The organism is Pseudonocardia oceanicola (genome assembly GCF_047200735.1).
Taxonomy (GTDB): Bacteria; Actinomycetota; Actinomycetes; order Mycobacteriales; family Pseudonocardiaceae; genus Pseudonocardia.
This window is the reverse complement of sequence record NZ_JBJZON010000024.1, coordinates 1-26,998: the sequence shown is the minus strand read 5'-3', so window position 1 is coordinate 26,998 and position 26,998 is coordinate 1. Positions and strand designations below refer to the sequence as shown.

Genomic DNA, 26,998 nt, shown 5'->3' with positions numbered 1-26,998 from the left:
GAACGATCGTTCGGTTGCCTCGAGACGCTAGCATGGCCGCGTGCAGACGAACAGTGGCGCGGCCGAACCCGCGGGCCCGGCGGTCCTCCTCACCGCCGACGAGATGGACCCGGCCGTCGCGATCGTCACGCTGAACCGGCCGCAGAAGCGCAACTCGTTGACCGTGGAGGTCAAGGAAGCGCTGCTCGACGCGCTGGAGAGGGTGGCGGGCGACACCGCGGTCCGGGCCGTGGTGCTGACCGGGACCGGAAAGTCCTTCTGCGTGGGACAGGACCTCGGCGAGCACGTCGAGTCGCTGCGCGGCGACGCCTCGACCTCCTTCGACACCGTGGAGAAGCACTACAACCCGATCGTTCGGGCGATCGCCACGATGCCGAAGCCGGTGGTCTGCGCGATCAACGGCGGCGCCGTCGGCGCCGGTCTGGGCTTCGCGCTGGCGTGCGACCTGCGGGTGGCCGCCGAGGGGGCGAGCTTCGCCACGGCCTTCTCCGCCATCGGGCTCACCGCGGACTCCGGGCTCTCCGCCAGCCTCGTGCACTCGCTCGGCGCGGCCCGGGCCACCGAGCTGCTGCTGCTCGGCGAGTCCTTCGACGCGTCCCAGGCCCAGGCGTCCGGGCTGGTCAGGGCGGTCGTGCCGACCGAGGAGGTGCTCGGCGCGGCACTCGAGCTGGCGCGGCGGCTCGCGGCCGGCCCCACCCTCGCCTACGCGGAGATCAAGAAGGCGGTCGCGATCGGGGCGGTGTCCCCGCTCGACACCGTGCTCGCCCACGAGGGCGAGGGGCAGGCCCGGCTCGGCGTGACCCGCGACCACCGGGAGGCCGTCGAGGCGTTCCTGGAGAAGCGCAAGCCCGTGTTCGAGGGCCGATGACCGCCGCGCCGTCCGAGCCGCCCACCCCCGCCGTGCGTACCCGCCGCGCGCGGGGGGCCGCCGGTGCGCGCCGGCCGGTCTACGACGTCTCCTCCCTGCTCGCCGTGGCCGTGCAGGAGTTCAACACCCGCGGCTACGACGCCACCTCGATGGAGGACCTCTCGCGAGCGGCGGGGATCACCAAGTCCTCCTTCTACCACCACGTCAGCGGCAAGGAGGAGCTGTTGCGGGCCGCGCTGAGCCGCGCGCTCGACGGCCTGTTCGGCATCCTCGAGGAGCCGGCCGCGCAGGAGGGCTCGGCCCTGGAGCGGCTGCGGCACATCATCTTCCGGCAGGTCGAGGTGCTCACCACCGAGCTGCCCTACGTCACGCTGCTGCTCCGGGTGCGGGGGAACACCGAGACGGAGCGGTGGGCGCTGGCCCGGCGCCGGGCGTTCGACGCGACGATCGCCTCGCTGGTGGCCGAGGCCGTCGCCGACGGCGAGGTCCGGGCGGGTGTGGAGCCCGCGCTGGCCGCCCGCCTGCTCTCCGGCACGGTGAACTCGATCATCGAGTGGTACCGGCCGGGCCGGCCCGGGTCCGAAGCGCTGCCGGGCGAGGTCGTCCGGATCGTCTCCGACGGCATCATCCCGCCGGCCTGACCTCGCGACTCGCGCTGCTGCGCCTCGCGACTCGCGCCGCGGGTTCTCACGACTCGCGGGACGGGAGGCGGCGCGGCGGCGTCAGGTGAACGAACATTCGGTGAGGCTCACGGCAGGTCCGCGACCCAGTCGGCGAGCAGCGCGACGTTCTCGGCGTTGCGGCCCTGGTCGACGAGGGTGCCCGGGACCAGCGGGCGGCTGCGCAGCACGACGCGCGCGCCCGGTTCCTGGGGCAGCACCTCCATGTCCACCCGCTCGCCCCAGCTGCGCCAGGTGACGCCGGTCCGCAGCAGGGCGCGGTCGCCGTCGACGGCGGTCACCCGCCCGCCGGGCAGCCGGGCAGCGGCCTCCGCGGCGCGGGCGAGCACCTCCCGGGGCGGGACCGCGGCCCGCACGACCCGCTGGGCCACCACGCCGCCCACCCCGGTCCGGCGGGCGGCCCGGTCCTGCAGGCGGCCGAGGAACGCCGCCATGACGAGGCCGAAGAGCGTCCCGGCCACGACCGACGCCACTCCCACGATCACGTAGGCGGCGGGTCCGGCGGCAGCGTCCTGCCGTTCCCGGAGGGCCATCAGCACGCCCCAGAGCAGGCCGAACGGCACCCCGGTGAGCAGGCCGAGCTGCAGGCGGCTCGGCCCCGTCTCCTCTACTGCGGACATCGGTCCCTCCCCGACAGGGCCCGCGGTGCGGGCGGTGATGGCGGCCCGCGGTGCGGGCGGTGATGGCGGCCCGCGGTGCGGACGCCGGTGACGGCCCGCGGCTGCGGGTGCCGAGAAGGGTCGGGGTGCGCGGCCCGCGCGGCGAGGGAGCATGCCCCCGGAGCACCGGGGGACAACCCCCGTCCGAGTCAGGGGGATCCCTCTCCGACCTCGGGTATCTGCCCCAATGTCCGGCGGCTCTCCCCAGAGCATTCTCGTTGGCGTCGAACCGCACCGATGGCGGACGACGAACCGGGGGAACGCAGCACAGACGCTGCACGACGGGGGGAGGCCGCAATGCCGATCGTGAGTGCTCCGCAGGAATTCACCGAAGAGCGACTGTTCGTCGACCTGCGCTCCCTCGTCGGGCACGAGCTCTACCTCAAGTGCGAGGGCTTCAACTTCGCCGGTTCGGTGAAGCTCAAGGCCGCCTCCGAGATGATCGAGGCCGCCGAGCGCAACGGCGAGATCGGGCCCGGCTCGACGCTGGTCGAGTCGTCGTCCGGCAACCTGGGCGTGGCGCTGAGCATCATCGCGGCCAACAAGGGCTACCGCTTCGTCTGCGTCACCGACGCCCGGTGCAACGTCGCCACCATCCGGCTGATGGAGGCCATGGGCACCGAGGTCCACGTGATCCGCGAGGCCGGCCCCGAGGGCTTCCTCGGTGCCCGGCAGGCCTACGTCCGGTCCCTGGTGGCCTCGGACCCGTCCGCCCACTGCCTGAACCAGTACGCCAACCCGAACAGCTGGAAGGCGCACTTCCGCACCACCGCGCCGGCCATCGCCGAGGAGTTCCCGCAGCTCGACGTCCTGTTCGTCGGCGCGGGCACCACCGGCACGCTGATGGGCTGCGCCCGCTGGTTCCGCCAGTACCGGCCGGACGTGCACATCGTGGCCGTCGACGCCGTCGGCTCGGTGACCTTCGGTCAGCAGTCCGGGCGCCGGATGATCCCCGGCCTGGGCACGAGCGTCGTGCCGGACATCTTCGACCGGTCCTACGTCGACGACGTCGTGTTCGTCGAGGAGCCCGACGCGATCGCCATGTGCCACCGGATCGCCAGAAAGGGCTTCCTCTTCGGCGGCTCGACGGGCACGGTGGTGAGCGGCGCGAAGGCCTGGCTGGACCAGAACTCGGCCGGGCACCTCACGTCGGTAACGCTCGCCCCCGACCTGGGCGAGCGGTACCTCGACACGCTGTACCGGGCCGACTGGGTCCGGGACAACTTCGGCGACGAGGTGCTCGCCGCCGAGCCGGCCGACGAGAGCCTGGTGGCCTGAGCCATGACGATGTCGGAAGCCGGTGACCGCATCGCTGCGGCGCCGGTCCCGCTCTCGGAGCTGGTCCTGGTGGACCGGCACGAGGCACAGGGCTGGCGCGTGCGCCGGCACGAGCGCCTCGACTCGGTGTTCGAGGAGCGGTGCGACTGGATCCGGGAGTACGGCCGGGCGGGCCAGCTCGCCGTCGACGGCGCGGGGATCGCGCTGACCTACGACGAGCTGGACGCCCGGGCCAACCGGCTCGCGCGCTTCCTGCGCCTGCACGGCGCCCGTCCCGGCGACCGGGTCGCCCTGCTCTTCGACGTCCGCGTCGAGACCTACGTCGCGGTGCTCGCGGTGCTCAAGATCGGCGCCACCTGCGTGCCGCTCGATCCCGACGCGCCGGCCGAGCGACTCGGGTTCGTCGTCGCCGACGCCGAGGCCCGGCTCGTGCTCACCCGCTCGCACCTGCGCGGACGGGTCGGCGTCGTCGGGTCGCTCCCGTCGGGCGCCGAGGTCCTGGCCGTCGACGAGGCCACCGCACTGATCGCCGAGATGAGTCCTGCGCGGCTGCAGCCCGCCGAGCGCGGCGAACCCGCCGACCGGCCCGCGTACGTCCTGCACGTACCCGGCCCCGCCGGCTGGTCCGAGCGCGTGGCGATCGACCACCGCAGCATGTGCAACGCGGTGCGGGTCTCGTCCGAGACCTTCGGTGTCCGGGGGCACCGCCTCTACCAGGGCCGCGCCCTGTTCTCCGGCGGCGGCATCGAGGAGGTGTGGATGGGCTGGGCGGCCGGCGCAACCCTGGTGCCCGCGCCCGACGGTCCGCGTCTCACCGGCGACGTCCTGCACGCCGTCCTGAGCGAGCGCCGGGTCACCGCGCTGTGCACCACCCCGGCCGTCCTGGCGACGCTGGAGGCGGACCTGCCCCAGCTGCGGTTCCTGCTGGTCTCGGGGGAGGCCTGCCCGCAGGGCCTGGTCGCGCGTTGGTACCGGCCCGGCCGGCGGTTCCTCGTGGCCTATGTGCCGCCGGGGGCGACCGTCGCGGCGACCTGGACCGAGGCGCACCCGGACAAGCCGATGACCATCGGGACCCCGCTGCCCACCTTCGCGACCGTCGTGCTCGATCCCGACACCCCGCGGCACGCACTGCCGCACGGCGAGACCGGTGAGATCGGTGTGGCCGGCCTCGGCCTGGCCTGCGGCTACCCGGACCCCTCGGGCGACGCCTTCGTCGAGGACTTCCTCGGCATCCCCGGCAATCCGTCCGGACGGATCTACCGCACCGGTGACCTCGGCCGCGTCGACGACGCCGGCGAGATCGAGTACCGCGGCCGCACGGCCCTGCAGGTGCTCGTGCGCGGCGAGCACGTGGACCTCGCCGCGATCGAGTCGGTGATGCTGGCGGTTCCCGGGGTGGCCTCGGCGGCCGTCGCCGCGCACGAGGGCGCACCCGGCGTCCCGGACCTGGTCGGCTTCTACACGCTGCGGGCGGACAGCCCGGGGGTGACCGAGCGGGAGATCGGGTCGTGGCTCCGCGAGCGCCTGCCGTCGGACCACGTGCCTGCCCGGCTCGAGCGCCTCGACACGTTGCCGCTGACGGCCGACGGCCGCATCGACCGCGCCGCCCTGCCCAGGAGCGGCGGGGAGATGACCCGGCTGCGCGCCGAGAACGCGCGGCTGCAGGAACAGCTCGAGCGGCTGCGCCCGCCGGCGCCACCGGCCGCCGGCGCCTCCGCGTCCGCTCCGGTGGCCGAGCGAGCGCCGTCCGGGCCGGCCGACGCTCCCGCAACGGTCGAGCCCGCCGCGGGGGCCGAGCCAGCCGCGCCGGTCGAGCCCGCCGCGCCGGTCGAGCCGGGGATCCTCACCTTCGACCAGATCGTGGGCGCGACGACGGCCCCGGCAGCGACACCGGCCCCACCGGCCGAGCCCCGGCCGGACGTCCTCACGTTCGAGCAGATCATGGGCTCGGCGCCCGCCCCGCCGGCCACTCCCACTCCGGCCCCGTCTCCGGCCGCCACTCCCACCCCGGCCCCGGCTGCGTCTCCGTCTCCCGCCCCGGCCGCACCTCCCTCTCCGGACCTGGCGGCATCTCTGGCCCCGGCTGCGTCTCCGGTCGCCCCGGCTCCGTCTCCGGTCCCGTCTCCGGTCCCGTCTCCGGATGCGGTGCCGGAGCGTCCCGCCCCGGCGGATGAGCCCGGGCCCGCCGTCCCCTCGCGGCGTCCGACGCCCTACCCGCGGTCGGCCGCCCCGGCGCCGGCGCGGCCCACGCCCTATCCACGCCCGGCGGGCCCGGCGCCCTCGCCCACCGCGCGCCCGGCCCCGGCGCCCTCGCCCACCGCGCGCCCGGCCCCGGCGCCCTCGCCCACCCCGCGCCGGACACCCACGCCCTTCCCGCGCTCGTTCGAGCGGCCCCCCGGCGTGCGGCCCGCGGCTCCGGCACCCAGCCCCTTCCCGCGGGCTGCGGCACCGGCTCCCGCGCCGGCCCCTCCCGCGGGTCCGGCCCCGGCGGTCCCGGCTCCCGCGCCGGCCCCTCCCGCGGGTCCGGCCCCGGCGGTCCCGGCTCCCGCAGTCCCGGCTCCGGCGAGCCCGGCTCCGGCGAGCCCGGCTCCGGCGAGCCCGGCCCCCGCGATCCCGGCCCCCGCGATCCCGGCTCCCGTCCCCACGGCCCCGGCTCCGGCCGCTCCCGTGCCGACGCCGGCGGTCCCGGTCCCGGCTCCCGCACCGCCGGCTCCGACGCCGCCGGCCGCCCCGGCCGGGGCACCGTCGACGGCGGGCCTGGCCGCCGCGCTCGCGAGCGTGCTGGCCGAGGTGCTGGCCGTGGAGCACGTCCCGACCGACCGCAACGTCTTCGACGACCTCGGCGCCGACTCGATGGTGATGACCCGGTTCTGCGCGCGGCTGCGCAAGCGGGCCGACCTGCCGTCGATCTCGATCAAGGACGTCTACGCGCACCCGACGATCGCCGGGATGGCGACGGCCTTCGCCCCGTCGATGGCCGCGGCCGCACCGGTGGTCCCGGCCGGCGCGGCGGGCGACGACGTCGTCCGCGGGCTCGCGCAGGTCCTGGCCGAGGTGCTGGACGTCGAGCACGTCCCGACCGACCGCAACGTCTTCGACGACCTCGGCGCCGACTCGATGGTGATGACCCGGTTCTGCGCGCGGCTGCGCAAGCGGGAGGACCTGCCGTCGATCTCCATCCGCGACGTCTACGCCAACCCCACCATCGCCGGCATGGCCGCCGCGGCGGCGCCGAGCGCGGCGGCTCCCGCAGCGGTCCAGGCCGCACCCGCGCCCGTCCGCCCGGTGCGGCACAGCACGCTGGGCTACTACCTCACCGGGCTCCTGCAGTTCCTGGTGTTCGTGCTCTACGTGACGACCGCCGGCGTCGTCATGGAGCGCGCCTACACGTGGATCGAGACGAGCACCGCGCCGCTCGAGATCTACGTCCGTTCGGCCGAGGCGGGGGGCGGCGCGTTCCTCGCGTTGTGCCTGCTGCCGATCGTGGCGAAGTGGCTGCTGGTCGGGCGCTGGAAGGAGAAGGAGATCCCGGTCTGGAGCCTGCGGTACTTCCGGTTCTGGCTCGTGAAGACGCTGGTCCGCAGCAACCCGATCGCGCTGCTCATGGTCGGCTCGCCGATCTACACCCTCTACCTGCGGGCCCTCGGGGCGAAGGTGGGCAAGGACGTCGTGATCCTCACCCGGAACCTGCCGGTCTGCACCGACCTCGTGACGATCGGCTCGGGCACCGTAATCCGCAAGGACGCGCTCCTGCTCGGCTATCGGGCGCACGCCGGGACGATCCAGACCGGGCGGGTCACGCTGGGTCGTGACGTCGTCGTCGGCGAGAAGGGTGTGCTCGACATCGGTACCGCGATGGGCGACGGTGCGCAGCTCGGCCACGCGTCCTCGCTGCACCGCGGGCAGAGCGTTCCCGCGGGGGAGAGCTGGCACGGCTCGCCGGCCGTTCCGACGGACACCGACTTCCACGGCGTCCCCCCGGTGCGGATCCGCGCGCTGCGCAAGGTCACCTACGTCACCAGCCAGCTGGTGAAGCTGTTCGCGATCTACCTGCCCCTCGGTTTCGGCGGCCTGTTCCTCGTGGTCAACACCGTGCCGCGGTTCAAGGAGCTGCTCCGGCCGGGCTTCGGGGGCTACACCTCCGCGCCGTTCTACCTGGAGGCCGTGGCCGAGTCCGCGCTGCTCGTCTTCGGCAGCCTTGTCGTCGGGTTGCTGATCGTGCTCACCGTGCCCCGGCTCGCGGCCCTGTTCGTCCGGCCGGACCGCGTCTACCCGGTCCACGGATGGCGCTACTCGATGCACCGCACCGTCACCCGGCTGACGAACGTCAAGACCTTCGTCTACCTGTTCGGGGACAGCTCGTACATCGTGAGCTACCTGTACCTGCTGGGCTACGACCTCGGCAAGGTCGAGCAGACCGGCTCGAACTTCGGTTCGGCCGTCGCGCACGAGACGCCGTACCTCACCTCCGTGGGGCGGGGCACGGTCGTCGCCGACGGGCTGTCGGTGAACAACGCCGACTTCTCCAACAGCTCGTTCCGGACCTCGCGGGTCGCCATCGGTGGCCACAACTTCCTCGGCAACCAGATCGCCTACCCGATCGGGGGGCGCACCGGCGACGACTGCCTGCTCGCGAGCAAGGTCGCGATCCCGATCGACGGGCCGGTGCGCGAGGGTGTGGGGCTGCTCGGGTCGCCCGCGTTCGAGATCCCCCGCACCGTCCAGCGGGACCGGGTCCTGGAGATCGACGTCCGCGAGCGCCGCCGCCGCCTGCGCCGCAAGAACCTGCACAACCTGGTCACGATCGGCCTCGCCCTGCTGGTGCGCTGGGGTCACGTCCTCGGTCTGCTGCTGCTGGGCCTGCTGGCCCTCGACCACTTCCGGGACTTCGGCGCGGTCGCCTTCGCGCTGGAGCTGGTGGCGAGCCTGCTGTTCACGATCTTCTGGTTCGTGCTGTGGGAGCGGGCGATCCTCGGCTTCCGCCGGCTCCGCCCGAAGTCCTGCTCGATCTACGACCGGCAGTTCTGGCGGCACGAGCGCTTCTGGAAGCTGGTGGTCCCGCCGATGGAGCGACTGCTCGGCGGCACGCCCTTCAAGAACCTGATCTCGCGCATGCTCGGGGTCCGGATGGGCCGCCGGGTGTTCGACGACGGCCTCGGGCTCACCGAGCGCACCCTGACCGCCGTCGGCGACGACTGCACGCTCAACTTCGGTACGACGATCCAGTGCCACTCCCAGGAGGACGGCGCCTTCAAGTCCGACCGCACCACGCTCGGTGCGGGTGTGACCCTCGGCGTCGCCGCCTTCGTCCACTACGGGGTGTCGATCGGCGACGCCGTGGAGATCGCCCCCGACTCGTTCGTCATGAAGGGCGAGGAGATCCCGGCGGGCTCGCGGTGGGGCGGCAACCCGGCCCACGAGCTGCCGGAGACCCCCGCGCCGGCCCCGGCGTCCGCCCTGCCCGCCCCGACCGCCGAGGGCGCGTCCGACTGGACCGCCGCCCTCCTCACGGCCCGCGAGGAGCCCGTGCGATGACCACCCCGATCACCCCGACGACCACCCCGATGATCACCCGGGAGAACCTGATGACCTCGCCGACCGCCGCCCCGACCTGCGCCCCCGGCAGCGCGGCCCGCGTCTGGTGGACCGCCGCGCTCGCCGCGGGCGGGCGCACCACGCTCCCGCGCTGGGCACCGGATCCGCGCCCGGGCGTCGCGACCGTGGCGGTGCCGCTGCCGGGGCCGGTCACCGAGGCCGCCCTGATCGCCGCGCACACGAAGGTGCTGGCCGCGCTGTCCGGCGAGCCCGAGACCGTCACCGGGCTGGTCACCCCCGCCGGGCAACTCCCGCTGCGGCTCGCCGTGGAGCCCGGGCCCTGGCGCAGCCTGCTCACGGCCGCGGAGAAGACCGTCGCCGAGCTGCGCGCCCACCAGGACTTCCCGGTCGACGCGCTGCGCGCCGAGCTCGGCCTGGCCGGTCCGGTGTTCGAGACGGCCCTGGACCCGGCCGGGCCGGCGCCGGAGCCGGCAGGGGAGGTCGTCCTGACCGTCGGCGTCCGCGACGGGCACCTGGAGCTCACGCACCGCACGGACGTCCTCGACCCCGCCGCCGGTTCGCGGATCGCGGGCTACCACCTCGCCGCGCTCGCCCAGCTCACCGCGGACCCCGAGGCCGACCACGCGGCGTCGACCCTGCTGTCGCACGAGGAGCGGACCTACCAGCTCGAGGGCCTCGCCGGGCCCCGCCGCCCGCTGCCGGACCGGCGGTTCCACGAGCTGGTCGAGGAGCGCGTCCGCCGCCACCCCGACGCGGTCGCCGTGGTCCAGGGCGACACGCGCTGGACCTACGCCGAGCTGAACGACCGGGCGAACCGGCTGGCCCGGGCGCTGCGGGCGCGCGGGCTGGTGCCCGAGGGCGTCGTCGCCGTGGTCACGGAGCGGAACCTCGACTGGATGGCCGCGGTGCTCGCCGTCTTCAAGGCGGGTGGGGTGTACCTGCCGATCGAGCCGCACTTCCCGGCCGAGCGCATCCAGCGGACGCTGACCCGGGCCGAGGCGGCGCTGGCCGTCACCGAACCGGGCAGCACCGAGACGCTGGACCGCGCGCTCGCCGCCCTGCCCGGGGTCGGCGTGCTCACCCTCGCCGACGCGCTGGCCGAGGAGGCCGACGGGTCCGACCTCGGTGTGGCCGTCGGGCCCGACCAGGCCGCCTACGTCTACTTCACCTCCGGCTCCACCGGCGAGCCGAAGGGCGCGCTGTGCGAGCACGCGGGGATGCTCAACCACCTGCTCGCGAAGATCGAGGACCTGGAGATCGCCGAGGGCGCGGTGGTCGCGCAGACCGCCCCGCAGTGCTTCGACATCTCGCTCTGGCAGCTGGTGTCGGCGCTGCTGGTCGGCGGCCGGACCGTCGTCGTCGGGCAGGACTCGATCCTCGACGTCGAACGGTTCGTCGACACGGTCGTCGCCGAGCGGGTCGCGGTGCTGCAGCTGGTGCCCTCCTACCTCGAGGTCGTGCTGTCCTACCTGGAGCGCACCGGCCGGGAGCTGCCGGACCTGCGGTGCGTCTCGGCCACCGGCGAGGCGCTCAAGACCGAGCTCGCCCAGCGGTTCTTCGCGCAGCTCCACGGGGTCGCGCTGGTCAACGCCTACGGGCTGACCGAGACCTCCGACGACACCAACCACGAGGTCATGCGCTCCGCGCCGGCCAAGGTCGTGCTCGGCCCGGCGGTGCGCAACGTCCGCGTCTACGTCACCGACGAGAACCTCGAGCCGGTCCCGCTCGGCGCGCCCGGCCTGATCTGCTTCGCCGGGGTCTGCGTCGGGCGTGGGTACGTCAACGACCCGGAGCGCACGCGCGCGGTCTACCTGACCGACCCGCACGTGCCGGGGGAGCGGCTCTACCGCGGCGGCGACTACGGCCGCTGGACGCCGGAGGGCAAGCTGGAGTTCCTCGGCCGCCGGGACAGCCAGGTCAAGATCCGGGGCTTCCGCATCGAGATCGGGGAGATCGAGAACGCGCTGCTGGGCATCCCGGGGGTGCGCGACGGCGCCGTCGTCGTCGCCGAGCGTCCCGGCGCCGGTGCGCAGCTGGTCGCCTTCTACTCCGCGGCCGAGGAGCTGCCGGTCGACCGGCTGCGCGAGGGCCTGGCCCGCACGCTGCCCGCCTACATGGTCCCCGCCGCGTTCCACCGGCGGGAGCCGCTGCCGCTCACGGCCAACGGGAAGATCGACACCAAGGCGCTGACGGGGCTCGCCGCCGAGCTCGCCCACGAGCCCGCCGTAGCCGCGCAGGAGGCCCCCGCGACGCCCGCAGAGCAACGGCTGGCGGCCGCGTTCGCGCAGATCCTCGGGGTGCCGGAGGAGGAGATCGGCCGCCACGACCACTTCTTCGACCGGGGCGGCTCGTCGCTCTCGGCGGTGAAGCTCGCGGTCGCGCTGGACCGGGCGGTGTCGCTCAAGGACATCACCCGCAACCCGGTGCTCGCCGACCTGGCCGCGCTGCTCGACGCCCCGGCCGAACCCGCCACCACCGACATGGCGGCGCGGCCGGAGCTGCTGCAGCCGCTCACCACCGGCGGCGACCCGGCGCGGGCGCTGGTCTGCTTCCCGCCGGCCGGGGGCAACGCCGTCAACTTCCGGCCGCTCGCGGCCCAGCTCGACGAGCTCGCCGGGCTGACCGTGTACGGGGTCGAGCCGCCCGGCCACGACCCGTCCGCCACGGAGAAGTTCGCCTCGCTCGCCGAGATCGTCGAGCGCGTCGCCGGCGAGGTCACGGCGAGGGGACTGACGAGCGTGCTGCTGTGGGGGCACTCCTCCGGCACGGCCTTCGCCGTCGCCGCCGCGCGGGAGCTGGACCGTCGCGGCGTCCGCGTCGAGCAGGTCGTCCTGTCCTCGCAGCAGCTCGGCGACCCCACCACCCGGCGGAACGGGATCGTCGAGCTCTCCGGGCGGTCGGACGCCGCGCTGGTCGACCGGCTGCGCGAGACCGGCATGTACCCCGAGCTCGACCAGCTCGACCCCGAGGGCGCCCAGCGGGTCGCCGCGGCGTACCGGCACGACTGCATCGAGGCGCACCGCTACCTCGCCGACGCCGCCACCTCCGGGCTCACGATCACCGCGCCCGTCCTGATCGTCCGGGCCGCCGACGACCCGAGCACGGCGGACGAGACGCGGCGGCGGGACTGGGAGGCCCTCGCCGCGGTGGTGCAGACCCGAGAGCTCGACGGGGGCGGGCACCACTTCCTGCGGAGCAGGCCCCGCGAGGCGGCCTCCGTGGTACTCGACGCCCTCCGCGCGCCCTCTTCCTGAGCACACCCTCCGGAACCCACACCGTCGAGAGGACACCGAGATGACCCAGCCCGCAGCCGCTCTGGACCTCACGCAGCGCCCCGGTGGGCCCGTCGTCCTGACCACCTCCGCGCCCGCCGGGCCCGCCGCCTGGGCGGCCGAGAACCGGGAGGCCGTCCGCAACCTGGTCGCGCAGTACGGGCACCTGTTCGTCCGCGGCCTCGGCCTGCAGGACTGGGCGGCCACCGCGGCCGTCTTCCGCGGGCTCACGAACCAGCTGCTCGGTGAGCGGGAGGCGTTCGCGCCGCGCCAGCACTTCGGCGACGGCGTGCACTCGTCGACCGCCTGGCCCGCCAACCAGCAGATGTGCATGCACCACGAGCTGAGCTACACGCTCGAGTTCCCCGGGCTGATGCTCTTCGCCTGCCTCAACCCGCCTGCCGCCGGCGGCGCCACGACGGTCTCCGACTCCGCCGCGGTGCTGGAGGCGCTGCCCGCCGACCTCGTCGGCCGGTTCGAGCGCGAGGGCTGGATGCTCACCCGCACCTACAACGACGAGATCGGCGCCTCGTGGGCCGAGGCCTTCGGCACGGACGACCGCGCCGCCGTCGAGGCGTACTGCCGCGCCAACGCGATCGAGTTCGAGTGGACCGCCGACGGCGGCCTGAAGACGCGGCAGCGGCGGCTCGCCGTCGTGCGGCACCCGGTGAGCGGGGCGCGGTGCTGGTTCAACCAGATCGCCTTCCTCAACGAGTTCACGCTCGACCCGGACGTCCGCGAGTTCCTCGTCGACACCTACGGGCCCGACGGCCTGCCCTTCACCACGAAGTTCGGCAACGGCGACCCGATCGGCCCCGAGGTGATCGCACTGATCAACGACGTCTACACCGCCCACACGCTGCGCGAGCCGTGGCAGGCCGGGGACCTGCTGCTCGTCGACAACGTCCGGTGCGCGCACAGCCGCGAGGCCTACCAGGGCGACCGGCAGGTGCTCGTCGGGCTGGCCGACTCGGTCAAGCTCGCCGACTGCGCGCCCACGGCGGGTGCGCAGTGACCGCCGTCGATCCCGCTCCGGCCCCCGCGGGCACCGAACTCACGGTGCCGCCCTTCGCCGTGGTGCCCGGCGCACAGGTCCAGGCGGCGCTGCAGGGCCGGGAACGGGAGATCACCGAGCTGGTCGAGGCCACCTACCGGCTGCACGGGGCGGGGGACACGGTCAACCCGCCGTCGTACTTCCTGCGGTTCCCGGACCGGCCGACCTCGCGGATCATCGCGCTGCCCGCCTCGCTCGGCGGCCCGTCGCCGGTCGACGGGCTGAAGTGGATCTCCAGTTTCCCGGACAACGTGCAGGCCGGGATCCCGCGCGCCTCCGCCGTGCTGATCCTCAACGACCACGACACCGGCTACCCGTTCGCGTGCATGGAGAGCTCGATCATCAGCGCGACGCGCACGGCATCCTCGGCCGCCCTGGCCGCGGATCGGCTGAGCGAGGGCCGCACGCGTCCGACCCGGGTCGGCTTCTTCGGGACCGGTCTGATCGCGCGCTACATCCAGACCTTCCTCGCCGGGACGGGCTGGGAGTTCGCCGAGATCGGCGTGTTCGACCTGTCCGCGGACAGCGCCGCCGGCTTCCGCGGGCACCTCGAGCGGACCGGGACCTCGGGGCGGGTGACGATCCACGAGACCCCGGAGGAGCTGATCCGGAGCAGCGACCTGGTGGTCTTCGCGACCATCGCCGGGACCCCGCACGTCAGCGAGGTCTCCTGGTTCGACCACGGGCCCCTGGTCCTGCACGTCTCGCTGCGCGACCTCGCGCCGGAGATCCTGCTGGAGGCGACCAACTACGTCGACGACGTCGAGCACTGCCTGAAGGCGGACACCTCGCCCCACCTGGTGGAGCAGCGGCTCGGGCACCGGGACTTCCTGGCCGGGACGCTCGACGACGTCCTCTCCGGCCGGGTCTCCGTGCCGGCCGAGGGCACGGTGATCTTCTCGCCGTTCGGGCTGGGCGTGCTCGACCTCGCGGTGGGGAAGTACGTGTACGACCAGATCGTGCGGTCGGGGGAGCTGCAGGTCGTCGACGGGTTCTTCCACGAGCTGAAGCGGCACGGGTAGGGGCGCCACCGGCCCGTCGCCGGGCGGTGTTCCGAACGTGGCGGCGTCTCGAACGTGGCGGCGTCTCGAACGTGGCGGCGTCCCGGCCTTCGCGGCGTTCCGGCCTCCGCCGGGCGGCGCGCCGTCGGGTTCGCCGGTTTCGTCGGTGGGTCCCGCTAACGTCCGCGTCGATGGCTGCGACGTGGGCGAGCTTCCTGGGCGGGCTCCTCGGTGCGCTGCTCGGCGCCGTGGCGACCATCCTCGTCGGCGAGGGCAAGCGGCGCCGCGAGGAGGACACCGCCCTGCTCGGCTGGTGCAGCCAGGTCTACGACTGGGTGGTCGAGGGCAAGGTTCCCCCGGAGGCCGCGCGGCACATGCTCGAGGAGCGGCGGATCACGGGGCACTGGTACGCCTTCAACCGGCGGTACGCGAAGCGGGTCGACGCTATCCTGGACGAACTCGATCGGGCCTTCGCGCCGCCGGAACCCCCGGCCGCGGCCCGCGAGGAGTTCGTGCTCGACACGGAGGACGACGATGAGCGACCAGGCTGACGAGCCCGTGGTCACCGAGGTGACCGCGCGGCAGGTCCGCGCCGCCCGGTTCCGGGTGGTGCGGGACTCCGTGCAGGGTCGGTCCACCCCCGAGCGCATCCGCCGGCTCGCCCGCGTGCTGCTGCCGGGGGAGGACTCGCCGCAGACCGGCTGAGGACCGCCTCACCCCTCGCCGTCGGCGTCCGCCACGTCCGGGCTGTCGCCGCGGGGATCCTGCGTGCCCCCGTCCGGCCGGTCCTCCGCCGGCGCCGTCATCGTGGGCTCGGCGTCCTGGTCCACGGGGTCGTCGGGCAGGGCGGGCTCGTCCTCGGCCCTGCTGCGCTCGGGGTTCCGGGGGTCGGTCATGCCCGCGACTACCCGGGCGGGGGTGGGGTATGCGCCGAACGTCATCGAACGTCCGTTCGTGATCTGCTCCAGTCGCTCCGTGGAACTAGAGCACGACCTCACCGGCACAGAGCAACGACGTCAGCGGGCGACCACGCCAATTTCGGCCCGGCACGGGCCGACCGCCCGGGCCGACGGTTGACTAGAACGGGATGAGCGGGACGATCGCGGTGCGGAGGATCAGCACGCCGAAGAAGACGATGATGAAGGCGAGGTCGAGGCTGATCCCGCCGAGGTTCACCGGCCTGACGACCCGGCGGACCGGGGCGATCACGGGCTCGGTGATGCCATGGGTCACGCGGCGGGCCTGGTAGAGGGCCGAGCCGCCGCTGCCGGGGGAGAGCACCCCGATCCAGTCGACGACCACCCGTGCGAGCAGGACCAGCTGGAACAGCACCAGCAGCAGCCCGAGGAGGGAGGCGATCACGGCGGTCTCCTTTCCGGTTCCCCACCGAGTGTCCCGATCCCAGGTGAGAGGGGCCTGAGAGTTTTCTGTCGGTGCGCCCTTCTAAGGTCAACGACCATGACGGCCGCCGCCTCCGTGGTGTCGCCCGCGGCGGACGCGACCGCCCGGGCGCGGTGGCGTGCGCTCGCGCTCACCGACCCGATCGCGCGGCTGGTGCGCAACGCCGCGCACGCCGGGATCGACGACGAGCTGTTCGACCTCCGCCAGCTCGCCCTGGCCGCCGTGGACCTCGTCGTCGGATCGATGGGCTTCGCGCGCGAGGCGACCCTGGAGGAGGTGGCGGACGACCTGACCGCGCTGGCCGCCCGGATGCGGCCGGACCGCGCGCACCAGGCGCGGGACGTCGCACAGGTGGTGCTGAAGGGCCTGCTCAACGAGGCGCACGAGCACCGCCGGTTCACCTACTGGTTCGCCGACCTGTCCGGCGAGCGGGTGGAGCGCGAGCCCTACAGCTTCCGGCTGCTGTCGTTGCGCGAGGCGGAGTACGGGCCGGTGCTCACGGCGTCCGACCAGGCCATCACGCTGTTCCTGCACGGCCTGGACGTGGACATCGAGGACGCCGACCGCGCCCTGGCCCACGTGCTGCAGCGACAGCTGGACGATCGCCGGTTCGACGCGGCGGCCCGCACGGCCGCGCAGGCCGAACGCACCTCGGTCGGCATCGCCGCCACCCTGTCCGAGCTGCTCGACGCGACCCGCCGGGACGTCGGCTCGCACGACTGGTTGGTCGACGTCCCCGAGCGGCTCGCCACGGCGCGCAGGCACGTCGAGGAGCGGATCGCCGAGGACGACCGGTTCCTCGAGCACGTGCAGGGCGGTCTGGACACCGAGACGTCGGCGGACGTCCGGGCCACCTCGGGCCGGATCGTCGACCTGCTGCACCGCGTCCGGCAGGTGCACCTGGACCTCGAGCGCCGGCTGGTCGGCGCCCGTGAGGTGTTCCTGGCCGCGCAGGTCCGTCAACGGTTGGCGCGGCGTCGTCGGCTGCGCATGCTGGCGCTCGGGGAGGACGTGCTGCTCCCCGTCCTCGACCTGCCCCGCGAGCAGGCCGTCGAGGTCGGCACGGCCTTCGCCGACCGCGTGCTCGGGGTGAGCGTGCCCCGGCTCGTCCGCTTCGACGACCTGCTGGACCAGCTCTGGGCGCCGCCGCGGCAGCGGGAGACCGTCGAGCCGGTGGACGAGGAGGCGGCCCCGGCGGAGGACGAGGCCGAGGACGTGCAGCGGTACCCCGCCGCCGTCGTCGAGGGAGCGCGCGAGGTGCTGTCCGTGGCCCGGGTGACCGAGGAGGGGGCCGCCCTGTCCGAGCTGCTCGACGCGAGCGAGGACGACGAGGTCGCCGAGCTCGTGCTGCTCACGGCGCTGTGGGCGTTCGCCCCCGACCCTGCGGCGGACGAGGAGGACCCGGACGGCTCGGTCGAGCTCGCCGGGGGCCTGGAGGCGCTGGACGAGGGCGTCGAACTGCACCACCGGCTGGCCCGGGGACGGGACCTGCGGGTGCGGCCCCTGCGCATGGCCGTCGACGAGGAACCGTCGGTCGCGGACGAACTGGAGGCCGTGGGTGAGTGACGCCGTCGCCGCGGACCTGACCGAGGTGCGCGCCGCCGCCGAGCTGCTGGCGTTCGGCCTGCAGCGCCGGGCGAGGCCCGTCGAGGGCAGCGACTACCGCGCCCTGCTGGACCGGTACCGCACCGAGCTGCGGTTCCGGGACGTGGTGGACACGATGGCCGAGGGCCTCGGTCTGGAGGCGCTGGGCACCCCACGCTCCGGGATCGTGCTCGCCCCCGAGCCCGGCGGCCCGTTCGCCACCCGGCTCACCGACCTGCGGACCATGGACCAGGCCGAGCGCCTGGTGTTCGGGCTGGTCCTGATCGGCATCGCCGCCTACGCCTACCCCCAGGACGTGGACTTCGACGATCCGGAGACCAAACTGGTGGACCTGGTCAAGGTGGACGAGTTCCTGCGCGCGGCCGTCGACACCCTCCAGGCCCAGGAGGGTGGCGAGGGCACGCCGGAGGAGCGGGCGCGGATCGCGGCCGAGATCTACGACGACATGCCGCAGCTGATCACCACGCAGACCGGGCGCCGGGGTCGCGGCTGCACGCTCAAGGCGATCGAGGACGCCCTCGGTTGGCTGGTGGACCAGGGCGCCGCTCGCGAGGCCACCTCGCTGGGTCCGGACGTCTACCACCTCACCGACCGGTTCCGGCTGCTCGTCGCCGACTCGGCGGGCGGGGCGGCCCTCGACGCGCTGCGCGAGCTGCGGGCGGCCTCGTGAGCGCGCCGGTGATGTGGAAGATCAGCCGCGTCCGGATCGACCGCATGGGACCCCGGGCCGCCCGCTTCCTCGACGTCACCCTGGACTTCCGTGACTCGCAGGACAGGCCGCTGGACTCGATCCTCTGGCTGCGCAACGGTGGCGGCAAGTCGACCGTCCTGTCGCTGATCTGCGCGCTGATCCGGCCGGCGCGCAAGGACTTCCTCGCCACGCAGGCCACCGGCAAGCACCTCGAGGACTACCTGCTGGACGACGACACCGGACACGTCGTCGTCGAGTGGTCCGGCCCGGGCAGGCGCCGCCTGGTCACCGGCGCCGTGTACGAGTGGACGGACCGCGCCCAGCCGGCGGATCCGAACCGGGACCACGACCGGCTCAACGCCCGGTGGTACCTCTGCACCGAGGACCGCAACGGCCGCACCGGGTTCGACGCCCTGCCCGTCGGGCAGCGGCTCAGCCAGAAGGACTACGTCGCGGCGCTGCGCGAGTGGGACGCCGTGCCCGGCGCGGGCGTCGTGGTCACCGACCGGCAGGACCGCTGGCGCCAGGTGCTGGACGACCACGGCCTGGATCCCGCGATCTTCACCGCGTTGCTGCAGATGAACGCCACCGAGGGCGGCATCGAGGGCCAGTTCCAGTTCCGCGGTGCCGACCAGTTCGTCCGGTACCTGCTGGAGCTGATCGTCGACCCGGACGTGCCCGCGCAGGTCTCGGAGATCCTCGAGAAGGTCCGCTCGGGCCTGGCCGAACGGCCCCAGCTGCTCGCGGACCGGGCGTTCGCCACCGAGGCCGTCCCGCTGCTGCGGACCCTGGCCGACTGCCAGGGGGTGCTCTCCGAGGCCGGCGGGGCGGCGGAGTCGGTGCAGGAACGGGCGGTCGTGCTGGCCGGGCGGATCGCGGCGGCGGCGGCCGCGGCTCGGCGCGACGAAGCAGCCCACGCGGACCGGCAGAAGGAGCTGTCCGCCGAGCTCGTCGAGCTGCGGTCGGCGGCGGCCACGGCGGAGTCGCAGGTGGCGGCCCTGCACGGGCTCGCTGCGCGGTTACGGCTCGCCGAGGCCCAGGCGGAGCTGGCGGCGGCTCAGGAGGCCCAGCGGAGCGCGCGGGAGGTCCGGGCCGCGTGGCGGGCGGTCGACCCGTTGCTCCGGTGGCGCGAGGCGCAGGCCCGCGTCCGGTCCCTCGAGGAGCAGCAGGCCGCCGCGGAGCTGGATGCCGAGCCGCTGCGCCGCGCCGCGGACGAGGCGGCAGCGCGCTACGCCCGCGCGCTCGACGGAGCGCTCGCCGAGCAGGCCGAGCGGACCGCCGAGCTGCACGAACGACGCAGGACCGAGCAGGCGGAGGCCGAGGCCGCGCGGGGTTGCGCGGGAGCGGCCCGGACGGTCGAGGGCCGGCTGACCGCCGAGCAGGAGAACGTGCGGGAGCGGCTCGCCGACCTGGACCGCGCGGTCGCGGCGGCGCGCGCGGCGGGCCACGTCGAGCCGGAGGAGGAGGTCCCCGCGGCCCTGCGGCGGCACCGCGCGGCCGCCGTCGCGGCGGCGGAGGACCTGGCCCGGCTCGCCGAGGAACGGGCCGCGGCACGGGAGCGGCGCGAGGAACTGCGGGCCGCCGAGGAGGGCCTGGCGACCGAGCGGCGCACCACTGTCGAGCGCGTGCGCTCGGCCTCGCAGCGGGCTGCGGACCTGCGGGAACGTGCGGCCGAGCTGGCCGCCGAGGACCGGTTGCAGGCGCTGAGCGGTGGGGACGCGGTCGATCCGGTCGCCGAGGCGGGCGACCTCGAGGAGCTGCTCACCACGGCGATCGCGCGGACCGAGCGGCGCCGGGCCGAGCTGGCCGTCGAAGGGGCCGAGGACGAGCGGGCGCTGGAGGCGCTCGCCGCGACCGGGCTCCTCCCGCCGGCCCTGGACCTGGGGAGGGCCCGCGCTGTCGTCGAGGAGGCCGGGATCGCGATCGCGACGGGTTGGCAGTACCTGGCGGACGCGGTGCCGCAGCGCTCCCACACCGCCGTCCTGCGCGCGGCACCCGCGCTGGCGTCAGGTCTGCTGGTGCACTCGGCCGAGGACCTCCCCGCGGCCCGCGCGGCGCTCGTCGAGGCGGGGCTCCGCCCGACGACCGCACTGGTGCTGGGTACGACGGCGGACCTCGACGCGGTGGTCCGGGGGAAGCGGACCGAGGAGTTCGAGCTGGTCCCGCCCGCCGCCGCGCTCACCGATCCCACGGCGGGTGGCGCCGAGACGGTGGCCCGGGAGCGGGCCCGTGCCGACCGGGTGGACGCGGATCGGGAGCTGACCGCCGTCCGTGACCGGGACGACGACCTCCGCCGCCGGGTCCGGACGCTGCGCCGGGACTGCCCGCCCGGGACCCTCGAGGAGCTCGACGGCGCGGTCGCCGTGGCCCGGGAGGCCCTGGCCCGCGTGGACTCCGATCTCGGGCGCGTCGGCGCGGACCTCGGTGAGCTCGCCGAGCGGGAGCAGACGATCGAGGGGCTGCGGGAGGCCGCGGAGGCCACCCGGCGGGCCGCGGACGTCGCCGGCGCCGTGCTCGGCGACCTCGCCGTCCGGCTGGCGGCGGCGGAGGAGAGCCGCGCCCGGGCCGCCGCGCTGCCCGCGGAGATCGAGGCGGCGCGCGCCGTCATCACCCGCGAGGAGGCGGCGGAGGAGTCGGCCCGCCGGGTCCTCCAGGAGGTCGAGGAGCAGCTCAACGCCGTACGCCGTGCGACCACCGCCCAGCAGGAGGTCCGCTCCACGCTGAACGTGCCCGCGTCGGCGCTGGAGGCGGCCGAGCCGGTCGTGCCCGCCGAGGCACAGCGGGCGTGGGACAGCGCCGTGGCGGCGTACCGGCGCGAGGTGTCGGACTCCGCGCTCGCCGCCGCGCTGGACGAGGCCCGACGCGGACTCGCGGGGCCGGCCGAGCAGGTCAGCGCCCTTCCCACGGACGTGCGGGAGGCCGCGACGGCACTCGCGGACGGTCCCGAGGGCGGCGACGCGGAGTCCCGCGCGGCGGCGTCGGCCCGGGCGGAGGCCGCGGCGCAGGTCGCGGACGAGGCGGTCGGTGCCGCGCGTATCCGGGCGGACTCCGCCCGGGCCGAGGCCGCGCACCACCCGGAACCGACGGACGTCCCGGAGCCGGCGCCGACCACGATCGCGAGTGCGATGGCGGCGGCCGCGCGGGCGGAGGTGGCGCACACGGCAGCCCGCGAGGCGACCGAGCGGGCCCGGCTCGAGCTCGAACGCACGGGGACCCTGCGAGCCGAGGCACGCGAGCGCGGGCGTGAGCTCGTGCACCAGGGGCAGCTGCTGGGCGTCGGGGGACCGGCCGCCGGAGCCGGAGAGAGTGGGGCCGGGGTGATCGGGGCCGGGGAGATCGGGGTCGAGGCTGCCACCGCCGAGGTGAGCGCGATCCGGGAGCTCCTGGACGACACCGCCGCGGCCGTGCGGCGGGGCCGCGCGGCCGTCGACAAGGCGGCGAAGGAGATCACGGTGTGGTCCTCGGCGGACCGGTTCGCCGAGGTCAAGCCCGCCGTGCGGGACCGGTTCCGGGTCGCCGACGTCGTCGACGAGCTCGGCGACGGCGTGGGCGCGCTGGCCGAGGACCTGGACAAGTACGCCGTCAACCTGCAGGGCAGGCTGGACGAGCTGGAGCAGCACAAGTCGGTCGTCGTCACCGCGATGACCGGGATGGTCCGGCAGGCGCTCAAGTCCCTGGCGCGGGCGCAGACCCTGTCCGAGCTCCCCGAGAACCTCGGCCCGTGGGCCGGGCACCGGTTCCTGGACGTCGGGCCGCGGTCGGCGGTCGAGACGGCGGACGCGGTGGTCCGGGACCGGTGTGCCCGCCTGGTGGACGTGCTCACCGCCCGCGGCGCGGAGGTCCCGCGCGGTCTGGAGCTGCTCTGGCAGGCCACGAACGCCGTCGTCGGGGACGGGAACTGGCGGGCCCGGGTGCTCAAGCCGTCCACGGCGCTGGCCCTGGAACGGGTGTCGGTCGAGCGGATGCGCAAGTGGTCCGGCGGCGAGAAGGTCACCATCTCGCTGTTGCTGTTCTGCATGGTCGCCAAGCTGCGGGCCACGAGTCGCGGCCGGGACGTCCCGGGGCTGGGTGCGCTGCCGCTGGACAACCCGCTCGGCAAGGCCAACTACGTGGTGTTCCTCGACCTGCAACGCAAGGTCGCGGCCGCCAACGGAGTGCAGTTGATCTTCCTGACCGGCGTCGGGGACATGAAGGCCGTCGGCCGCTTCCCGAACATCATCCGGCTGCGCAACGCTGCGAACCGGGGCCGGGAGTACGTCCGGGTCGCCGAGCGGACCCTCGCCGACGAGGACCCGGCGGGCGCGATCGACAGCACTCGGATCCACCGGGACGACCCGGTCGCCCTCACCCTGCTGTGACCCGGTCCCGGCTCGCAGCCGCCCTCGCGGAGGCGGTGACCCGGTCGCCCGGGCGAACCGTGCAGGTCGAGGCCCTGCGCCTGGCTGCGGCGGCTGCGGACGCGAGCCTCGAGGTCGCAGCGGACGCCCGCCACCGACTCCTCGACGCCCTGCAGGAGCTGGCCTCGGCCGGGGAGATCGTGCTGCCCGTGGAACGGGGAACCGGGTGGGACCGCACCCGACGTCCCGCGCTACCGATCTGGGTGCGGAAGGCGCCGGCTCGGCCGTCCCCGCCGGCGGCGCGTCGGGAGCCCGTGCGTCCGCCGGAACTCCGCGCGGTGGACGCGCTGTTTCGTGCCCATCCACCAGGCGAGGCGCAGCGTGCGCTGGTGGACGCGGTGCACGTGTTCCTCCGGGACGGACGCGGCCCGTTCCATTCCGCGCGACGGTCCGGAGCAGCGCCGGTTCCGGTCGAGGAGCGGCCGGCGGTGCCCTTCGCCGAACGTTCGCTGGAACTCACCGGCGACGAGAAGTACCTGGACCAGGCGCAGACGACCCGGCTGTTCACCGACGGCATCCTCACCCCGGAACTGCTCCGCGCCTACACGGTGTCGAGCCCGCTGGGCACGGAATCTCTCGGCCCCGGCCCGGTCACCCTTCTCGTCGAGAACGTCGCGACCTTCCACAGTCTCGTTCGGCGTCTCCGCGCGGCACCGGGACCGGTCGGATCCGTCGTCCTCGGCGGCGGGAGCAGGCTCGCCGGCGTGCTGCGTTCGCTCGCAGACCGACCCGAGCGGCCCCTCGAGCTGCGGTACTTCGGTGACCTGGACCCGCCGGGCGTCCGTTTCCCCGGTCGGTCGGACACTGCTGGCCTGGGCCTGCCGCCCCTGCTGCCGGCGGTCGCGCTGTACACCCTGCTGGTCGACGCCGGGACCCCGCGCCCGGACCGGAAGCGCTCGGCCCGGGCCGGCGCGGCGCCGTTGGACTGGCTCCCCGCGGCGATCCGGTCGCGGACCGCAGAGTTGTTCGCTTCGGGAGAGCGGCTGGCGCAGGAGTGGGTGGGCTACGAACAGCTTGTGGCACAGGACCCCGGCATGCTGTCGCGATGAGCACCGGCGCCGTCGAACCATGATCGGACGACGCCGACCCTCACCTCACCGTCCGAGTCGCGGGAGATGTTTCTCCGCCGCCTCGCGGTAGCGGTCCTCGAGGCCCTCGGTGAGCTCGCCGTCGTAGCGCTCGGGTTCCTCGCCGGTCGCCCAGGAGGGCGGCTCCGACCCGCCGGTGAGCACCCAGGCGGCCTGGCGGGCGGCGCCGTCGGCCACGTACTCGCCGGGTTCGGGCACCACGACCGGGACGCCGAAGACCGTGGGCGCGATGCGGCGCACCGCCTCCGAGCGCGCGGCCCCGCCGATCAGCATGATCTCGTGCGCGTGCACCCCGACCGCGGCCAGCGCGTCGACCCCCGCCTTCTGCCCCGACAGCATGCCCTCGATCGCGGCGCGGGCGAGGTTGGCGGGGGTGGCGTTGGCGAGCGTCATGCCGTGGAGCGCGCCGGTGGAGTGCGGCAGGTTCGGGGTGCGCTCGCCCTCCAGGTAGGGCACGAGCGTGAGGCCCTCGGCGCCGGGCGGGGCGGAGAGGGCGAGCCGGGAGAGCTCCGCGTGGTCGACGCCGAGGAGGCGGGCCGCCGCGTCGAGCACCCGGGCGGCGTTGAGCGTGACCACGAGCGGCAGGAAGGCGCCGGTGGCGTCGGCGAACCCCGCGATGGTGCCGGTGGGGTCGCTGCCCTGCTGGCCGCCGCGCGCCGACACCACGCCCGAGGTCCCCAACGAGACCACGACGTCGTCACCGGCGCCGAGTCCGAGCGCGGCCCCCGCGTTGTCCCCGGCGCCGGGACCGAGCCGGAACCCCGGGCCCTCGACGGACTCGGTGGGGCCGAGCACGCGGGGGAGGACGACGTCGTCGCGGCCGAGGCCGAGCCGCAGCAGGTCGCGGCGGTACTCGCCGGAGGAGGCGTCGAAGTAGCCGGTGCCGGAGGCGTCGGACCGGTCGGTGACCAACGCGTCCAGGCTCGGTGCGCCGCGCCGGGGGGCGGCTCCGCCTCCGGCGAGCTGCCAGGTCAGCCAGTCGTGCGGCAGGCAGACGGCGGCGGTGCGGGCGGCGTTGGCGGGTTCGTGCTCGGCGAGCCAGCGCAGCTTGGTCACGGTGATCGACGCGACGGGGACGGTGCCGGTCGCCTCCGCCCAGGCCTGCGCGCCCAGCTCCTCGACGAGCGCGGCGGCGGCGTGGGCCGAGCGGGTGTCGTTCCACAGCAGGGCGGGTCGGACCACCTCGCCGGTCTCGTCGAGGCACACCATGCCGTGCTGCTGGCCGGCGACGCTCACGGCCGCGACGTCCGCGAGCCCGCCGGCCTCCTCGAGCGCCTGCTGCAGCGCCGCCCACCAGTGCTTCGGGTCGATCTCGGTCCCGTCGGGATGCGCGGCCCGCCCGGAGCGGACCAGCTCCCCGGACTCCGCGTCGCGGACGACGACCTTGCAGGACTGCGTCGACGAGTCGACGCCGGCGACGAGCTCACCCATACCGTCCACCCTGCCGTGCGCGACCCCGCCTGCGCGAGGGCAGGATCACGGCGTGCAACGAGTCCCGATCACGGGAGCCGCCGGACGGATCGGGCGGATGCTGCGCGCGGATGCCGCGCCCCGACCGCGAGCTGCGGCTGCTCGACCGTGTCCCCGGTCGACGAGCCCGCGGCGATCACCGCCGACGTCGCCGACCTCGACGCGAGGGTGGCCGCGTGCGAGGGCGTCGACGCGGTCGTGCACCTCGGCCGGGACCTCCGGCGAGGCGGACCGGGCGTCGATCCGGGACGCGAACATAGGGGCACCTACGCGGTCTTCGAGGCGGCGCGAGTCGGGTTCTGGGCTTCCGCGAGTCGGGCTGTGGGCTTCGGCGAGTTGGGCTGTGGGCTTCGGCGAGTCCGTGCCGACTTGCGGTACCGGGAGTCCCGACGGGCGGACTCGGTGAGACCTCAGAGTGCCATCGCGTCGGTCCAGAGGCGGGCGGAGCGGCCGGTGAGGACGTCGAGCAGGGCGCCCGCCTGCGCGTCCGTGAGCGAGGCCACGTAGTCGATCACCGCCCGGCCGCGGGCGAGGTCGCCGACCTGCGCCGCCTTGACCACGCCCTCCTCGGCCAGCGCCGCGTACTCGCCGCGGGCCAGCTCGACGAGGTCGTGCAGCCGCGGCGGGAGGCCGGGCGCCGCGCTGACAGCCCCGCCCGCCCGGCCGTCGGCCAGCCAGTCGTGCAGCGCCCCGACCAGCCCGGTGACCACGGTGGCCTGACCGCGCTGGTGCGAGGCCAGTTCCGCGCGGCGCAGCACGAACTGCTGGTGCACGAACTTCAACACCGCCACCTCGTGCCACTGCGCCTCACCGAGCGCCACGTGCGCCGCGCGGACCGGCGGCTCCTCCAGCACGCGGATGCCGCCGACCAGCCGGGAGGTCCACCGTGCCGAGAACTCGGCGACGGCCCGCTCGGCGGCCATCGACCCGTCGAAGGGCACGGCGAGCAGGCCGTCGACCAGCTCCGCCCGCACCCGGGACACGGCGGCGGCGAAGGCGTCGTCGGAGTAGACCCAGTCGTCGCGCTCGGCGAGGCGGAGGCGCAGGCGCTCCAGTGCGGCACCGGGCCCGGCGGTCGGGCCCGGCTCGGCCGACCGCTCCCAGCCGCGCAGCTCGGCGGCCACCCCGGCCTGCTGGAGCACGCCGACCCGGTGGAAGTCCTCGACGTCGTGGATGGCGTAGGCGATGTCGTCGGCCGTGTCCATCACCGCGGCCTCGACCGTCTGCTGCCACGGCGCCACCGGGAACGGTGCCCGCGCCGCCCGCAGCTCGCCGAGCTCGGTCCCGTAGGCGGAGAACTTGGCCGAGCCGGAGTCGGGCACGCCGGGCAGCGGGCCGCCGCCGCGGGGTGGCAGCTCGGCCCCGCTCGGGTGCGGGTCCGGGTACCCGTGGCGCGCCCACGGGTACTTGAGGACGGCGGCGCGCACCGCCGCCGTCAGGCCGAGGCCGGCGCGCCCGGGGCCGTGCAGGTCGATCGTGGTGACGATCCGGAAGCTCTGCGCGTTGCCCTCGAAGCCGTCTCGCAGGCTGAGGCGTTCGCGGGCGAGCCGGTCGAGCACCTGCTCGCCGAGGTGGCCGAAGGGCGGATGGCCGAGGTCGTGGGCCAGCGCGGCGGCCTCGACGACGTCCGGGTCGCAGCCGCCGAGCTTGTCGACCACGGGCCCGGACTCCTCGCCGATTCGCTCGGCGATCGCCCGGGCGACCTGCGCGACCTGCAACGAGTGCGTGAGCCGGTTGTGCAGCAGCAGCCCGGCCCCGTTGGGGCTCACCACCTGCGTGACGCCGGCGAGGCGGGCGAAGAAGGGCGACGCGGCGATCCGGTCCCGGTCCACACGGAAGGGCGAGCCCGCCAGCCCTGCACCCGTCTCCGCCGCGCCGGACGCGCGCTCCTCCCGGCCGTCGTTCATGCGCAGGAGGCTACTGATCCCGGTCGCACCATGGATCCACAACGCGCTCAGGGCGGCCGCTCCCGCGCAGT

General features: G+C 74.9%; 18 protein-coding genes. 13 read left to right on the top strand and 5 right to left on the bottom strand.

Annotated features, from left to right (window positions below):
- Positions 1 to 103 precede the first annotated feature (103 nt).
- Both ACL02T_RS26945 and ACL02T_RS26940 read left to right on the top strand, forming a co-directional pair.
- The gene (locus ACL02T_RS26945; protein WP_412833666.1) at positions 104 to 868 is read left to right on the top strand and encodes an enoyl-CoA hydratase/isomerase family protein; all 765 of its coding nucleotides are present in this window, start codon (positions 104 to 106) and stop codon (positions 866 to 868) included.
- Positions 865 to 1,509 (top strand): TetR/AcrR family transcriptional regulator, encoded by a 645-nt coding sequence (locus tag ACL02T_RS26940; protein WP_412833580.1) that lies wholly within the window; start codon positions 865 to 867, stop codon positions 1,507 to 1,509. The genes ACL02T_RS26945 and ACL02T_RS26940 overlap by 4 nt, the downstream gene beginning before the upstream one ends.
- A 107-nt stretch (positions 1,510 to 1,616) precedes the next feature.
- On the opposite strand, the gene ACL02T_RS26935 is transcribed toward ACL02T_RS26940, so the two are convergent.
- Positions 1,617 to 2,168 carry a DUF6404 family protein gene (locus ACL02T_RS26935; protein WP_412833579.1) on the bottom strand — a complete coding sequence of 184 codons (552 nt, stop codon included), beginning with the start codon at positions 2,166 to 2,168 and terminating at the stop codon, positions 1,617 to 1,619.
- A 336-nt stretch (positions 2,169 to 2,504) separates the two neighbouring features.
- Between ACL02T_RS26935 and sbnA the strand changes: the two genes are divergently transcribed.
- The 7 genes from sbnA to ACL02T_RS26900 all read left to right on the top strand — a co-directional run bounded on the left by sbnA (position 2,505) and on the right by ACL02T_RS26900 (position 15,073).
- On the top strand, positions 2,505 to 3,485 hold the full coding sequence (gene sbnA, locus ACL02T_RS26930; RefSeq protein ID WP_412833578.1) for a 2,3-diaminopropionate biosynthesis protein SbnA: 981 nt from the start codon (positions 2,505 to 2,507) through the stop codon (positions 3,483 to 3,485).
- 3 nt (positions 3,486 to 3,488) lie between these two features.
- Positions 3,489 to 9,020 carry a Pls/PosA family non-ribosomal peptide synthetase gene (locus ACL02T_RS26925; protein WP_412833577.1) on the top strand — a complete coding sequence of 1,844 codons (5,532 nt, stop codon included), beginning with the start codon at positions 3,489 to 3,491 and terminating at the stop codon, positions 9,018 to 9,020.
- Entirely contained in the window at positions 9,017 to 12,295 is a 3,279-nt protein-coding gene (locus ACL02T_RS26920) for a non-ribosomal peptide synthetase (protein ID WP_412833576.1), read from the top strand. Before ACL02T_RS26925 ends, ACL02T_RS26920 begins: the two co-directional genes overlap by 4 nt.
- 40 nt (positions 12,296 to 12,335) lie before the next feature.
- Positions 12,336 to 13,328 (top strand): TauD/TfdA family dioxygenase, encoded by a 993-nt coding sequence (locus ACL02T_RS26915; protein ID WP_412833575.1) that lies wholly within the window; start codon positions 12,336 to 12,338, stop codon positions 13,326 to 13,328.
- Entirely contained in the window at positions 13,325 to 14,389 is a 1,065-nt protein-coding gene (gene sbnB / locus ACL02T_RS26910; RefSeq protein ID WP_412833574.1) for a 2,3-diaminopropionate biosynthesis protein SbnB, read from the top strand. Before ACL02T_RS26915 ends, sbnB begins: the two co-directional genes overlap by 4 nt.
- 170 nt (positions 14,390 to 14,559) lie before the next feature.
- Entirely contained in the window at positions 14,560 to 14,919 is a 360-nt protein-coding gene (locus ACL02T_RS26905; RefSeq protein ID WP_412833573.1) for a hypothetical protein, read from the top strand.
- A complete protein-coding gene (locus ACL02T_RS26900) occupies positions 14,903 to 15,073 on the top strand; it encodes a hypothetical protein (RefSeq protein WP_412833572.1) in 171 nt (56 codons plus the stop codon). The genes ACL02T_RS26905 and ACL02T_RS26900 overlap by 17 nt, the downstream gene beginning before the upstream one ends.
- Positions 15,074 to 15,081: 8 nt before the next feature.
- Here ACL02T_RS26900 and ACL02T_RS26895 read toward each other — a convergent pair whose 3' ends face one another.
- Entirely contained in the window at positions 15,082 to 15,264 is a 183-nt protein-coding gene (locus tag ACL02T_RS26895) for a hypothetical protein (RefSeq protein ID WP_412833571.1), read from the bottom strand.
- A 181-nt stretch (positions 15,265 to 15,445) separates the two neighbouring features.
- Positions 15,446 to 15,730: a YggT family protein gene (locus tag ACL02T_RS26890; protein ID WP_412833570.1), complete on the bottom strand. Its 285-nt coding sequence runs from the start codon at positions 15,728 to 15,730 to the stop codon at positions 15,446 to 15,448.
- A gap of 96 nt (positions 15,731 to 15,826) precedes the next feature.
- On the opposite strand from ACL02T_RS26890, the gene ACL02T_RS26885 reads away from it, so the two are divergent.
- From ACL02T_RS26885 to ACL02T_RS26870, 4 genes are read left to right on the top strand one after another with little or no spacing between them, the layout of a single operon-like run.
- Complete coding sequence (locus ACL02T_RS26885) at positions 15,827 to 17,335, top strand: hypothetical protein (RefSeq protein ID WP_412833569.1); 1,509 nt, start codon at positions 15,827 to 15,829, stop codon at positions 17,333 to 17,335.
- Complete coding sequence (locus tag ACL02T_RS26880; protein WP_412833568.1) at positions 17,328 to 18,044, top strand: hypothetical protein; 717 nt, start codon at positions 17,328 to 17,330, stop codon at positions 18,042 to 18,044. Before ACL02T_RS26885 ends, ACL02T_RS26880 begins: the two co-directional genes overlap by 8 nt.
- Complete coding sequence (locus ACL02T_RS26875; protein WP_412833567.1) at positions 18,041 to 22,423, top strand: hypothetical protein; 4,383 nt, start codon at positions 18,041 to 18,043, stop codon at positions 22,421 to 22,423. The genes ACL02T_RS26880 and ACL02T_RS26875 overlap by 4 nt, the downstream gene beginning before the upstream one ends.
- Before the next feature lie 35 nt (positions 22,424 to 22,458).
- Positions 22,459 to 23,511: a hypothetical protein gene (locus ACL02T_RS26870; RefSeq protein ID WP_412833566.1), complete on the top strand. Its 1,053-nt coding sequence runs from the start codon at positions 22,459 to 22,461 to the stop codon at positions 23,509 to 23,511.
- Between the two features lie 45 nt (positions 23,512 to 23,556).
- Here ACL02T_RS26870 and ACL02T_RS26865 read toward each other — a convergent pair whose 3' ends face one another.
- A complete protein-coding gene (locus ACL02T_RS26865; RefSeq protein WP_412833565.1) occupies positions 23,557 to 24,981 on the bottom strand; it encodes a xylulokinase in 1,425 nt (474 codons plus the stop codon).
- A 449-nt stretch (positions 24,982 to 25,430) separates the two neighbouring features.
- Positions 25,431 to 26,927, bottom strand: a complete 1,497-nt coding sequence (locus tag ACL02T_RS26860) for a deoxyguanosinetriphosphate triphosphohydrolase family protein (protein ID WP_412833564.1) — start codon at positions 26,925 to 26,927, stop codon at positions 25,431 to 25,433.
- Between the last annotated feature and the right edge of the window lie 71 nt (positions 26,928 to 26,998).

Bases quoted from the DNA above. Each gene is read 5' to 3' on its own strand.
- ACL02T_RS26940 (WP_412833580.1), top strand. From the start codon at position 865: ATGACCGCCGCGCCGTCCGAGCCGCCCACCCCCGCCGTGCGTACCCGC.
- ACL02T_RS26915 (WP_412833575.1), top strand. From the start codon at position 12,336: ATGACCCAGCCCGCAGCCGCTCTGGACCTCACGCAGCGCCCCGGTGGG.
- ACL02T_RS26905 (WP_412833573.1), top strand. From the start codon at position 14,560: ATGGCTGCGACGTGGGCGAGCTTCCTGGGCGGGCTCCTCGGTGCGCTG.
- sbnA (WP_412833578.1), top strand. From the start codon at position 2,505: ATGCCGATCGTGAGTGCTCCGCAGGAATTCACCGAAGAGCGACTGTTC.
- ACL02T_RS26860 (WP_412833564.1), bottom strand. From the start codon at position 26,927: ATGAACGACGGCCGGGAGGAGCGCGCGTCCGGCGCGGCGGAGACGGGT.
- ACL02T_RS26895 (WP_412833571.1), bottom strand. From the start codon at position 15,264: ATGACCGACCCCCGGAACCCCGAGCGCAGCAGGGCCGAGGACGAGCCC.
- ACL02T_RS26925 (WP_412833577.1), top strand. From the start codon at position 3,489: ATGACGATGTCGGAAGCCGGTGACCGCATCGCTGCGGCGCCGGTCCCG.
- ACL02T_RS26920 (WP_412833576.1), top strand. From the start codon at position 9,017: ATGACCACCCCGATCACCCCGACGACCACCCCGATGATCACCCGGGAG.
- ACL02T_RS26935 (WP_412833579.1), bottom strand. From the start codon at position 2,168: ATGTCCGCAGTAGAGGAGACGGGGCCGAGCCGCCTGCAGCTCGGCCTG.
- ACL02T_RS26885 (WP_412833569.1), top strand. From the start codon at position 15,827: ATGACGGCCGCCGCCTCCGTGGTGTCGCCCGCGGCGGACGCGACCGCC.
- ACL02T_RS26865 (WP_412833565.1), bottom strand. From the start codon at position 24,981: ATGGGTGAGCTCGTCGCCGGCGTCGACTCGTCGACGCAGTCCTGCAAG.
- ACL02T_RS26900 (WP_412833572.1), top strand. From the start codon at position 14,903: ATGAGCGACCAGGCTGACGAGCCCGTGGTCACCGAGGTGACCGCGCGG.
- ACL02T_RS26945 (WP_412833666.1), top strand. From the start codon at position 104: ATGGACCCGGCCGTCGCGATCGTCACGCTGAACCGGCCGCAGAAGCGC.